This window comes from Pseudomonas sp. (assembly GCF_040514055.1).
In the GTDB taxonomy this organism is placed as follows: Bacteria; Pseudomonadota; Gammaproteobacteria; order Pseudomonadales; family Pseudomonadaceae; genus Aquipseudomonas.
Genome location: NZ_JBEVDL010000036.1, coordinates 151,368 through 162,669, shown reverse-complemented (window position 1 = coordinate 162,669; position 11,302 = coordinate 151,368). Strand labels below are relative to the sequence as shown.

The window sequence follows — 11,302 nt, the reverse complement described above, 5'->3', positions numbered from 1 at the left end:
CCCGGGTCGCCGCGTTTCGCTTGGCGGCCTGTGGTTGACCCCCTGGAGCTATATCCGATGACCGATAGCCTGCAATTGATACTCGAAGACACCGACGGCACCCAGCTGGAAACCACCTGCACCCGCGTGGCCGTGGTCTGGCAGGGGCGCGAGCTGTGGATCCAGCAAGCGGGCAACGGTCAGTTGCTGATCGGCGTCGATGTGGAGGAGGGCGATACCGAGTACGCCAACCTGCTGCTGCGTCCGCTGGCGACCAACCTGGTCAGCCTGCAGCTGGAAATGGAACCGGCCGAGGCAGGCGACGACGAACACGTGCACGGTCCGGATTGCGCCCACGACCACTGAGTCGGCACCCGTACGCGCCAGCGTAAGGTCGGCGCGGCACCCCTTGCAGGCGCTGCCGCCTGCTATTCAAGACAGATCGGGAGATCGCCAATGTTAGCCTTGGGTAAATTGCTTGAGCTGACCTTGGCCGGGCGTGAACCGGCTGCCAAGGTGCAGGTCACGGTCGAGGGTGCGCGCTTGCGCTGGCTGGCCGAGGGTGCGCTGGAGATCACCCCCGCGGCGGAACTCGACTCGGGCCTGGACCTGCTGCTGTCGGCGGGTATCCATGGCAACGAGACCGCGCCCATCGAGTTGCTCGATCGCCTGTTGCAAGGCATTGCCCGCGGCGACCTCAAGCCCCGCGCGCGCCTGCTGTTCCTGCTCGGCAATCCCGAGGCCATGCGCCGCGGCGAACGTTATATCGATCAGGATATCAACCGCCTGTTCAATGGCCGCCACGAGCAATCCAGCGGTTTCGAGGCGTTGCGCGCCTGCGAGCTGGAACACCTGGCCAGCGGTTTTTTCAACAAGCCCGGGCGCCAGCGCCTGCACTATGACCTGCATACGGCGATCCGTGCCTCTAAGATCGAGCAGTTCGCGCTCTACCCCTGGCACGAAGGGCGGCGGCATTCACGCCACGAACTGGCTCGCCTGCGCGCCGCCGGCATCGAGGCGGTGCTGTTGCAAAGCAAGGGTTCGATCACCTTCAGCGCCTACACCTACGCCCAGCTGGAGGCCGAAGCCTTTACCCTGGAGCTGGGCAAGGCCCGCGCCTTCGGGCAGAACCAGGAGGTCAACCTGGGGCCGCTGGAGCAACACCTGCAGCTGCTGATCGAGGGTCGTGAGCCACTGCTGGAGGCGTCCGCGCTGGATGGCCTGCAGCTGTTCGCCGTGGCCCGCGAAGTGATCAAGCACAGCGACGCCTTTGTCCTGCACCTGCCGGCGGACGTCGAGAATTTCAGCGAGCTGCCGCTGGGGTATCTGTTGGCCGAGGACATTGCCGAGACCCGATGGGTGATCGAGGAGCCGGGTGCACGGATCATCTTTCCCAATCCCAAGGTGAAAAACGGCCTGCGCGCGGCCATCCTGGTGGTGCCGACCGACGCCACGCAGTTGGGCTGAATCGGCGTCGGCATTCGCCTTCGTGGCTGACGCTCGTCGTGGCCCTGGATCCAAGCTTCGGCTTGTCTGGCCCGCCGTGGCGCCTTAGGATCGGACTTTGTCCAGCCTGGAGCCGTCATGCCCGTTATCGATCTGCGCAGCGACACCGTTACCCAACCCACTCCAGGCATGCGCGAGGCCATGCTGCGCGCGGAGGTGGGGGACGATGTCTATGGTGAGGACCCCACGGTCGAGCGCCTCGAGCGGTCGTTGGCCGAGCGTCTGGGCTTCGCCGCGGGCCTGTTCGTGCCCACCGGCACCCTGAGCAACCTGCTGGGGTTGATGGCCCATTGCGAACGGGGCGATGAATACATAGTCGGGCAACAGGCGCACACCTATAAGTACGAGGGCGGCGGCGCGGCGGTGCTGGGTTCGATCCAGCCGCAGCCGCTGGAGGCCGAGGCCGATGGTTCGCTGGACCTGGCCAAGGTCGAGGCCGCAATCAAACCCGACGATTTCCATTTTGCCCGCACGCGCCTGCTGGCGCTGGAAAACACCATGCAAAGCAAGGTACTGCCGATGGCATACCTGGCCGCCGCCCGTGAGCTGACTCAGCGCCGTGGCCTGGCGCTGCACCTGGACGGTGCCCGGCTGTTCAACGCCGCGGTGAAGCTGGGGGTCGAGGCGGGTGAAATCACCCGTCATTTCGATTCGGTGTCGGTGTGCCTGTCCAAAGGCCTGGGCGCCCCCGTGGGTTCGGTGTTGTGCGGCAGCCAGGCGTTTATCGGCAAGGCCCGGCGTTTGCGCAAGATGCTCGGTGGCGGGATGCGCCAGGCCGGCTTCCTCGCGGCGGCGGGCCTCTATGCCCTGGAGCATCAGGTCGAGCGCCTGGCCGAGGACCACGCCAATGCCGCCTTGCTGGCCGAGGGCCTGCGCGGGCTGGGTTATGCGGTAGAGCCGGTGCAGACCAACATGGCCTATGTGCAGATGGGCGCCGCGGCCCCGGCGCTCAAGCTGTTCCTGGCTGAACGGGGGATCAAGGTCACCTCCGCCGAACGTCTGCGCCTGGTCACGCACCTGGACGTCTCGACCCAGGCGATCGCCCAGGTGATCGATGCATTCGCTGCCTTTCGTCAGAACTCAGCGCAAACGCGACACCAATAGTCGTTAACTATCGCACAAAGACACTAGCCCGAAGCCACAGGGCCGATATAATGCGGCCCTTTGCCGGCAATCCGTGTGGCCCAGGGCGTCCTGCGTCCGCACCCTTGCAGAGCCCAGTTTCCGTGGAAGAATCTATGAAAAGCGCCGAAATCCGTGAAGCCTTCCTCCGTTTTTTCGAAGAGCAGGGGCATACCCGCGTCGCCTCCAGCTCGCTGATTCCGGGCAACGACCCGACCCTGCTGTTCACCAACGCCGGCATGAACCAGTTCAAGGACTGCTTCCTCGGCCAGGAAAAGCGCGCCTATACCCGCGCTGTCAGCAGCCAGAAGTGCGTGCGCGCCGGTGGCAAGCACAACGACCTGGAAAACGTCGGTTATACCGCGCGCCACCATACGTTCTTCGAGATGCTGGGCAACTTCAGCTTCGGCGACTATTTCAAGCGTGATGCGATCAATTACGCCTGGACCTTCCTGACCTCGGCACAGTGGCTCAACCTGCCCAAGGACAAGCTCTGGGTCACGGTTTACGCCAGCGATGACGAGGCCTACGACATCTGGACCAAGGAAGTCGGGGTGCCCGCCGAACGCATGGTCCGTATCGGCGACAATAAGGGCGCGCCCTACGCCTCGGACAATTTCTGGACCATGGGCGACACCGGTCCCTGCGGCCCCTGTACCGAGATCTTTTTTGACCACGGCGCCGATATCTGGGGCGGCCCCCCCGGCTCCCCGGAGGAAGACGGCGATCGTTACATCGAGATCTGGAACAACGTGTTTATGCAGTTCAACCGCACGGCCGATGGCGTCTTGCATCCGTTGCCGGCGCCCTCGGTGGACACCGGCATGGGCCTGGAACGCATCAGCGCGGTGCTGCAGCATGTTCACTCGAACTACCAGATCGACCTGTTCCAGAGCCTGCTGGCCGCGTCGGCCCAGGCCATCGGCTGCGCCAACGATGACGCGCCCTCGCTGAAAGTGGTGGCCGACCATATCCGCTCCTGCGGGTTCCTGATCGCCGACGGCATTACCCCGTCCAACGAAGGCCGCGGATATGTGTTGCGGCGCATCGTCCGTCGGGCCTGTCGCCACGGCAAGAAGTTGGGTGCCAAGGGCAGTTTCTTCCACAAGATTGTCGCGGCGCTGGTCGCCGAGATGGGCGAGGCCTTCCCCGAACTGAAACAGCAGCAGGCGCATCTCGAACGGGTGCTGAAAACCGAGGAAGAGCAGTTCGCCAAGACCCTCGAGCAGGGCCTGAAGATCCTCGAGCAGGACCTGGCCGAGCTGAAAGGCTCGGTGATCCCGGGTGAAGTGATCTTCAAGCTGTACGACACCTTCGGTTTTCCCGTGGACCTGACCGGTGACATCGCCCGCGAGCGTGAGCTGACCCTGGACGAGGCCGGTTTCGAGCGCGAGATGGAAGCCCAGCGAGTGCGCGCGCGTTCGGCCAGTGCCTTCGGCATGGATTACAACGCCCTGGTCAAGGTCGACAGTGAAACCCGTTTCCTGGGTTATGCCGGCACCCAGGGCAGCGGCCAGGTGGTGGCGCTGTTCAAGGACGGCCAGGCGGTCGAACGCCTGGGTGCGGGCGAGGAGGGCGTGGTGGTGCTCGACCAGACGCCGTTCTACGCCGAATCCGGTGGCCAGATCGGTGACAGCGGTTATCTTGAGGCGGCCGGGCTGCGCTTCGAGGTGCGCGACACCACCAAGGCCGGCGGTGCCTTTTTGCACCACGGCATTCTCGCCAGCGGTGAACTGGTCAGTGGTGCGACGCTCAATGCCCAGGTCGATGCCGGTGTGCGTCAGGCCACCGCGCTGAACCATTCGGCGACCCACTTGTTGCACGCGGCGCTGCGCCAGGTGCTCGGTGAGCATGTGCAGCAGAAAGGCTCGCTGGTCGACAGCCAGCGGCTGCGCTTCGACTTCAGTCACTTCGAGGCGATCAAGCCCGAACAACTCAAGGCGCTGGAAGACATCGTCAATGCCCAGGTGCGGCAGAACTCGGCGGTCGACACCCTGGAAACCGATATCGAGACCGCCAAGCAGAAGGGCGCCATGGCGCTGTTCGGCGAGAAGTACGGCGACCAGGTGCGTGTGCTGAGCATGGGCGGTGATTTTTCCGTCGAGCTCTGTGGTGGCACCCATGTGTCCCGTACCGGTGATATCGCCCTGTTCAAGATCACCAGCGAAAGCGGTGTGGCGGCCGGTGTACGGCGTATCGAGGCGGTGACCGGCGCCGTGGCACTGGCCTATCTCAATGGTGCGCAAGAGCAGTTGAAAGACGCGGCGGCGTTGCTCAAGGGCAACCCTGACAACCTGCTGGACAAGCTGGCTGGGGTGCTTGAGCGCAACCGCCAACTGGAAAAAGAGCTGGAGCAGCTCAAGGCCAAGGCAGCCAGTGCCGCCGGCGACGACCTGTCCGGCTCGGCGATCGAGGTCAAGGGCGTCAAGGTGCTGGCCGCGCGCCTGGATGGGGTGGACGGCAAGGGTCTGCTGGCCTTGGTCGATCAGCTGAAGAACAAGCTGGGTCGTGCGGTGATACTGCTGGGCGGTGTGCAGGACGGCAAGGTGGTGCTGGTCGCGGGTGTCACCCAGGACCTGACCGCCCAGTTGAAAGCGGGCGAGCTGATGCGTCAGGCGGCTGCGGCAGTCGGCGGCAAGGGTGGCGGCCGGCCCGACATGGCCCAGGGCGGTGGCGTCGACGCCAATGCCTTGGATGCCGCACTGGCGTTGGCTCAGGCCTTCGTCGAAGAGGGTTTGTAAGGCAGGGCACGGACGGCCCGCCTGCGCCCGGCGGGCCTTGGTCGGTGGACTTTTACTGGACGCCCTTGAGGGGCTGAGGCGGCTTTGAAATGGCTTTGATCGTACAGAAATTTGGAGGCACCTCCGTCGGCACCGTCGAGCGCATCGAGCAGGTCGCGGAAAAGGTGAAGCGTTTTCGCGAGAACGGCGACGACCTGGTGGTGGTGTTGTCCGCCATGAGTGGCGAAACCAATCGCCTGATCGACCTGGCCAAGCAGATCAGCGATCAACCGGTCCCGCGTGAGCTGGATGTCATGGTCTCCACCGGCGAGCAGGTGACCATTGCCTTGCTGGCCATGGCCCTGATCAAGCGCGGTGTGCCGGCGGTGTCCTATACGGGTAACCAGGTGCGCATCCTCACCGACAGTGCCCATAACAAAGCGCGCATTCTGCAGATCGACGACCAGAAGATTCGCGCCGACCTCAAGGCCGGTCGAGTGGTGGTGGTCGCTGGTTTTCAGGGTGTGGACGAACAGGGCAATATCACCACGCTGGGACGCGGTGGCTCGGACACCACCGGCGTGGCCTTGGCCGCGGCGTTGAAAGCCGACGACTGCCAGATCTATACCGATGTCGACGGGGTTTACACCACGGATCCACGGGTGGTGCCCCAGGCGCAGCGGCTGGACAAGATCACGTTCGAGGAAATGCTCGAAATGGCCAGCCTGGGCTCCAAGGTGCTGCAGATCCGCTCGGTGGAGTTCGCCGGCAAATACAACGTCCCGCTGCGCGTCCTGCACAGCTTCCAGGAGGGGCCGGGCACCCTCATTACCATCGACGAAGAGGAATCCATGGAACAGCCGATCATTTCGGGCATCGCCTTCAATCGTGACGAAGCCAAGCTGACCATCCGTGGCGTGCCGGACATTCCGGGCGTGGCCTTCAAGATCCTCGGGCCGATCAGTGCGGCCAATATCGAGGTGGACATGATCGTGCAGAACGTCTCCCACGATAACACCACCGACTTCACCTTCACCGTGCACCGCAACGACTACCAGGCCGCGCAGCAGGTGCTGGAGCAGACCTCCCGTGAGTTGGGTGCGCGCGAGGTGGTGGGTGACGAGAAGATCGCCAAGGTCTCCATCGTGGGCGTGGGCATGCGTTCCCATGCGGGCGTGGCCAGTCGCATGTTCGAGGCGCTGGCCAAGGAAAACATCAATATCCAGATGATTTCGACCTCGGAGATCAAGGTTTCTGTGGTCATCGAAGAGAAATATCTGGAGCTGGCGGTCCGTGCGTTGCACACTGCTTTCGAACTGGACGCCCCGGCCCGACAGGGCGCGTAAGGCGTTGCCCGAAAGGCGCGGTTGATCCCGCGCCTTTCGTCATTTTTGGCCGGGGTACGGAACTTTCTTTCTGACTACACTGGTCAATACTTGGGTGAATGTCTCCGGCGCTTGCGCTTCATGGAGCCTGCCACCATTGCTTTTGCAGACTGTTGTCCCGAACTGTAATCCGTAAGGAGAAAGGAATGCTGATTCTGACTCGCCGGGTCGGAGAGACCCTGATGGTGGGTGATGATGTCACTGTCACCGTGTTGGGCGTGAAAGGTAATCAGGTGCGTATTGGGGTCAATGCCCCCAAGGAAGTAGCTGTGCACCGCGAGGAAATCTACCAGCGAATCCAGAAAGAGAAAGGCGAAGAACCAAGCCACTAATTTTTATCAAATTTTTGGTTTGCAAACGGGGAAAAGATGGATATGATACGCCCCGTGTTGCGGAGAGGTGGCCGAGTGGCCGAAGGCGCTCCCCTGCTAAGGGAGTACATCTCACAAGGGTGTCGGGGGTTCGAATCCCCCCTTCTCCGCCATTATTCAAGAGTTCTAGGGCGTGGTGCGGCAAGCAAGTCTGGGTGGTTTGAAAGTAGCGTAAGTTGCTGAAATTCCTAACAAAATGCTTGACCATCGATACAGGCGGCCTATAATTCGCACCCTATAGTGCACTCGTAGCTCAGCTGGATAGAGTACTCGGCTACGAACCGAGCGGTCACAGGTTCGAATCCTGTCGAGTGCACCATTTTAACGGTATTCGGAGTTCGTTTCGAATATTGGCGATACCAGAGGATGAACTGGTCAAACCCATCAAACTTGCACTCGTAGCTCAGCTGGATAGAGTACTCGGCTACGAACCGAGCGGTCACAGGTTCGAATCCTGTCGAGTGCACCAAACAAGAAAAGGGCTTGCAGCGATGCAGGCCCTTTTTCTTTGTCCGGCGTTTAACGTTTGCCTTTGACGCAGCCCGTCTCATCGAAGCTGACGGTGCGGCGGCGCCCATTCTGCTCGACGTACTGATAGCGCATTTGCCCGTTCTGGCTGCTGATGCCGTTGGGTTTGCCCAGCATGCTCTCCACATCCTTGAGCGGCATGCCGGCCCGCACTTCCTTACGGATCATCGCCTGGCGACGCTCGCTGCTGGTGATTCGGTTTCCGCAGCCGTCGTCCTGGGTTCCCACTCCCACCACCTCTGGTTTTTGCACCGTACCGGCTCTGTTGCGCGCAGCGCTGCCTCGTGGGCGCAAGGGCTTGGCCATGGGCACCGGCTTGCCGCTGCCGGGTGAGTGATTATCTGCCTTCTGCAAGGCTCCCTGCTGGTCGGTGGAGCAGCCATGCAGGGTAAAGGTAATGTGGCCACTGGCGTCTTCGCAGCGCATCACTGTGGTGGCCTGGGGAGTGGCGGGTGAGTGGAGCAGGGTGGCGCAGATCGCTGCGCGCAGCAGTCCATGCATGGCGGCGTCCTCCTTGACGGGCTCGGGCTGAGCTTAGATCGAAGCCAGGGCGGGGGTGGTTCGACGTGTCTTCGCCAGTGTGCCGCGCGTCAGTGACCGGTAATCGGATCGTGCTCAGCTTTGTAATGCAAGCGCTTGTTCCGGGCCGGATTTTGTCACGTGCAAAGGCTCTGGGCGGTGTTATCATTTGCTCTGTCAGCCCCGCCGGGGCTTGTGGGAACCCACCATGGACTTGCCCAGTAGTTACGTAAAACCTCAATTGTACAATCACGTAGTACCTGATTGATCCTCGTTGGCGTGCGCTGCCGCTGGGGGTGGAGTGCGCCATGACTGAAGTCGAAACCAAAAAACCGCAAGAGAGCCTGCAGGTCCGCCTGGCTCAGGTGGTCGAGCTGCTGCACCGGCACAAATTGGTCGAAGACCTGACCCATCGTCAGGAAGGCCAGCACCAGGCCCGGGTGGAAAACCTGGTGCACCGGCAGAACCTCGTCGAGCTGCAGCGCAAGCTCGACGAGCTGCACTCCGCCGACGTGGCGCATATCCTCGAAGCCTTGCCGCTGGCCGAGCGTCTGACGGTCTGGCAACTGGTCAAGGCCGAACGCGACGGCGATATCCTGCTGGAAGTGTCCGATTCGGTCCGCGAAACCCTGATCGCCGACATGGACGATCATGAGATTCTCGCGGCCGCCAAGGACATGGACGCCGACGAACTGGCCGACCTGGCGTCGGAGTTGCCGCGCGACGTGGTTCACGAGCTGATGGAAACCCTCGACGCGCAGCAGCGCGAGCGGGTCCGTTCGGCCCTCTCCTACCAGGACGACCAGGTCGGCGCCCTGATGGACTTCGAGATGGTCACCATCCGCGAGGACGTCAGCCTCGAGGTGGTACTGCGTTACCTGCGGCGGCTGAAAGAGCTGCCGGGGCATACCGACAAGCTGTTCGTGGTGGATTACGACGGCGTCCTGAAGGGTGTGCTGCCGATCAAGCGCCTGCTGGTCAACGATCCGGACAAGCAGGTGGCCGAGGTCATGGCCAATGATCCGGTCAGCTTTCATCCCGATGAGGACGGTTACGACGCGGCGCAAGCCTTCGAGCGTTATGACCTGATTTCCGCGCCGGTGGTCGACAAGAACGGCAAGCTCATCGGCCGTCTGACCATCGACGAAATGGTCGACCTGATTCGTGAGGAAAGTGAGAGCGAAGTGCTGAACATGGCCGGTCTGCGCGAGGAAGAAGATATCTTCGCCTCCGTCTGGAAATCGGTCCGCAACCGCTGGTCCTGGCTGGCCCTCAATCTGATCACTGCGTTCCTGGCGTCGCGGGTGATCGGCCTGTTCGAGGGGTCCATCGAGAAGCTGGTGGCGCTGGCGGCGCTGATGCCGATCGTGGCGGGCATTGGGGGCAACTCGGGCAACCAGACCATCACCATGATCGTCAGGGCCATGGCGCTGGATCAGGTCAGCACCGGCAACACCTCGCGCCTGATGCGCAAGGAGTTGGGCGTATCGCTGATCAATGGCGTGCTGTGGGGCGGTGTGATCGGCGTGGTCGCCTACTGGCTCTATGGCAGTTGGTCGCTGGGGGTGGTGATGACCGGGGCGATGATTCTCAACCTGTTGCTGGCGGCGCTGATGGGGGTGCTGATCCCCATGACGTTGGTGCGCCTGGGGCGCGATCCCGCGCTGGGCGCCAGCGTCATGATCACCGCCTTGACCGACAGCGGCGGCTTCTTTATTTTTCTCGGTCTGGCGACGCTGTTCCTGCTTTAGGGCTTGTAGGCACTGTGGGCGCGACCACGCCGGGCGCGAGATCAGGCCCGCGCATTCCCAATGAGCGACGAGTAACGCCGTACTGCGCCTAACCAGGCCTTAGCCGGTCAAGCCGGTCAGATTGCCCTGGACATAAAAAAGCCGCCCTTGGGCGGCTTTTTCTGCTCCACACCAACCCCGGCCGTAGGCCGTTGTTGGTGCAGTACTGCTTCACGCTTCTTCGGCGGCAAGCTCCGCGTCGTGAGCAATCAATGCCACCAGGGCATTTTGCTGACGGCGCGACAACTGTCTAAAACGCTGCAAGAGCTCACGCTCGTGCAGAGACAGTTCAGGGCTGTCCAGGCGCAGGTTCTGGTCGTCGGTCAGGGCGCCTTCCTGAAGCATACTCTGCTCAAGGCGGGCGATGATCTCGGAATTCATGCTGCGGTGGTGGTTGCGGGCGACATCAGCGATGCGCTCACGCATACCGTCGGGTAAGCGAACAACGAACTTATCAGCCGTACGGCTGGAATAAATAGCCTGTTTCATAGGGCGCATACATTTAAACCGGTTAGTTCAGGGAAACGATGCTGGCAATGAGCTGCAAGATTGTCACCGGTTTGACTCTCTTTAGCACTAACCGTTCAACCAGATCGTGATTGGCGTTGGTATGACTGCATAGTCAGTAGATGACGTTTAACTGACGCCAATTCTGTGTCGTATTTTGGTTCCGCTACCGGCTTTTTGCCAGCACCGATTATCCGAAATGCGATTCAATGCGCAGAAACCTATTTTAGAGCGTTTTGTTGGCGAATCCCAAGCCTTAGTGGCATGGATTTGCTGCTCAACAGGGTACAAGCCTGGGCCACAGGCCGGTGGGCGCTGGTCGAGGTTTTCAGCTTGCGCCCTGACGGCATCCCTTCGCGACCGCCTGCGCCGGGCCGACGGAAGGCAGCGGCTGGGATGGCGATCAATCCAACGGTAGTTCGGTGGTGCGTTTGACCTCGCTCATGGCGATATGGGAGTGGGCCTCCAGCACGTGGGGCCGCTGCAGCAACTGGTCGCGCAGAAAACGCTCGTAGCTGCCGATGTCCTTGGCCACCACCTTGAGCAGAAAGTCCGAACTGCCAGCCATGGCGTAGCACTCCAGGACCTCGGGGTAACCGACGATCGCCTGTTCGAACTCCGCCAGATTGTTACGGCCATGGGCCGATAACTTGATGTTGACGAACACGGTCATGCTCAGCCCCAGCAATTTAGGGTTGAGCAGAGCAACCTTGCGCTCGATCAGCCCCTCTTCCTGCATGCGATGAATACGCCGCCAACAGGGCGATTGCGACAGCTCCACCCGCTCGGCGATCTCGGCGGCGGACAGGTCGGCGTTGTGCTGCAGCAGGCGCAAAATCTTGCGATCGATGCTGCTGATTTTTTCCTGCATGAAC

The 11,302-nt window shown here is 61.9% G+C and carries 10 protein-coding genes and 3 tRNA genes; 10 read left to right on the top strand and 3 right to left on the bottom strand.

What is annotated here, in order from left to right:
* Positions 1–57: 57 nt before the first annotated feature.
* The 9 genes from ABWY06_RS09495 to ABWY06_RS09455 all read left to right on the top strand — a co-directional run bounded on the left by ABWY06_RS09495 (position 58) and on the right by ABWY06_RS09455 (position 7,552).
* Positions 58–345, top strand: coding sequence for a topoisomerase II (locus tag ABWY06_RS09495; protein WP_353925322.1), 288 nt, complete (start codon positions 58–60; stop codon positions 343–345).
* 90 nt (positions 346–435) lie between these two features.
* Positions 436–1,446 carry a succinylglutamate desuccinylase gene (gene astE, locus ABWY06_RS09490; protein WP_353925321.1) on the top strand — a complete coding sequence of 337 codons (1,011 nt, stop codon included), beginning with the start codon at positions 436–438 and terminating at the stop codon, positions 1,444–1,446.
* A gap of 117 nt (positions 1,447–1,563) precedes the next feature.
* Positions 1,564–2,589: a low-specificity L-threonine aldolase gene (gene ltaE, locus ABWY06_RS09485; protein ID WP_353925320.1), complete on the top strand. Its 1,026-nt coding sequence runs from the start codon at positions 1,564–1,566 to the stop codon at positions 2,587–2,589.
* 134 nt (positions 2,590–2,723) lie between these two features.
* On the top strand, positions 2,724–5,348 hold the full coding sequence (gene alaS, locus ABWY06_RS09480; protein ID WP_353925319.1) for an alanine--tRNA ligase: 2,625 nt from the start codon (positions 2,724–2,726) through the stop codon (positions 5,346–5,348).
* 89 nt (positions 5,349–5,437) lie between these two features.
* Positions 5,438–6,673, top strand: coding sequence for an aspartate kinase (locus ABWY06_RS09475; protein ID WP_353925318.1), 1,236 nt, complete (start codon positions 5,438–5,440; stop codon positions 6,671–6,673).
* A gap of 185 nt (positions 6,674–6,858) precedes the next feature.
* Complete coding sequence (gene csrA, locus ABWY06_RS09470; RefSeq protein ID WP_090211452.1) at positions 6,859–7,044, top strand: carbon storage regulator CsrA; 186 nt, start codon at positions 6,859–6,861, stop codon at positions 7,042–7,044.
* Positions 7,045–7,105: 61 nt separating this feature from the next.
* Positions 7,106–7,196: transfer RNA gene (locus ABWY06_RS09465), tRNA-Ser, on the top strand.
* Between the two features lie 129 nt (positions 7,197–7,325).
* Positions 7,326–7,402, top strand: a tRNA-Arg gene (locus ABWY06_RS09460).
* Positions 7,403–7,475: 73 nt separating this feature from the next.
* A tRNA-Arg gene (locus tag ABWY06_RS09455) sits at positions 7,476–7,552 on the top strand.
* Between the two features lie 50 nt (positions 7,553–7,602).
* Here ABWY06_RS09455 and ABWY06_RS09450 read toward each other — a convergent pair.
* A complete protein-coding gene (locus ABWY06_RS09450; protein ID WP_353925317.1) occupies positions 7,603–8,112 on the bottom strand; it encodes a hypothetical protein in 510 nt (169 codons plus the stop codon).
* A 326-nt stretch (positions 8,113–8,438) separates the two neighbouring features.
* Between ABWY06_RS09450 and mgtE the strand changes: the two genes are divergently transcribed.
* Positions 8,439–9,881, top strand: coding sequence for a magnesium transporter (mgtE, locus tag ABWY06_RS09445; RefSeq protein ID WP_353925316.1), 1,443 nt, complete (start codon positions 8,439–8,441; stop codon positions 9,879–9,881).
* A 210-nt stretch (positions 9,882–10,091) separates the two neighbouring features.
* Here the strand turns inward: mgtE and ABWY06_RS09440 are convergent, their stop codons facing one another.
* Together ABWY06_RS09440 and ABWY06_RS09435 are read right to left on the bottom strand one after the other, a co-directional pair.
* Positions 10,092–10,418, bottom strand: coding sequence for an Arc family DNA-binding protein (locus ABWY06_RS09440; protein WP_353925315.1), 327 nt, complete (start codon positions 10,416–10,418; stop codon positions 10,092–10,094).
* Positions 10,419–10,830: 412 nt separating this feature from the next.
* Positions 10,831–11,298 carry an Lrp/AsnC family transcriptional regulator gene (locus ABWY06_RS09435; protein ID WP_353925314.1) on the bottom strand — a complete coding sequence of 156 codons (468 nt, stop codon included), beginning with the start codon at positions 11,296–11,298 and terminating at the stop codon, positions 10,831–10,833.
* Positions 11,299–11,302 lie beyond the last annotated feature (4 nt).

Bases quoted from the DNA above. Each gene is read 5' to 3' on its own strand.
- astE (WP_353925321.1), top strand. From the start codon at position 436: ATGTTAGCCTTGGGTAAATTGCTTGAGCTGACCTTGGCCGGGCGTGAA.
- alaS (WP_353925319.1), top strand. From the start codon at position 2,724: ATGAAAAGCGCCGAAATCCGTGAAGCCTTCCTCCGTTTTTTCGAAGAG.
- ABWY06_RS09475 (WP_353925318.1), top strand. From the start codon at position 5,438: ATGGCTTTGATCGTACAGAAATTTGGAGGCACCTCCGTCGGCACCGTC.
- ABWY06_RS09495 (WP_353925322.1), top strand. From the start codon at position 58: ATGACCGATAGCCTGCAATTGATACTCGAAGACACCGACGGCACCCAG.
- csrA (WP_090211452.1), top strand. From the start codon at position 6,859: ATGCTGATTCTGACTCGCCGGGTCGGAGAGACCCTGATGGTGGGTGAT.
- ltaE (WP_353925320.1), top strand. From the start codon at position 1,564: ATGCCCGTTATCGATCTGCGCAGCGACACCGTTACCCAACCCACTCCA.
- ABWY06_RS09440 (WP_353925315.1), bottom strand. From the start codon at position 10,418: ATGCGCCCTATGAAACAGGCTATTTATTCCAGCCGTACGGCTGATAAG.
- ABWY06_RS09435 (WP_353925314.1), bottom strand. From the start codon at position 11,298: ATGCAGGAAAAAATCAGCAGCATCGATCGCAAGATTTTGCGCCTGCTG.
- ABWY06_RS09450 (WP_353925317.1), bottom strand. From the start codon at position 8,112: ATGCATGGACTGCTGCGCGCAGCGATCTGCGCCACCCTGCTCCACTCA.
- mgtE (WP_353925316.1), top strand. From the start codon at position 8,439: ATGACTGAAGTCGAAACCAAAAAACCGCAAGAGAGCCTGCAGGTCCGC.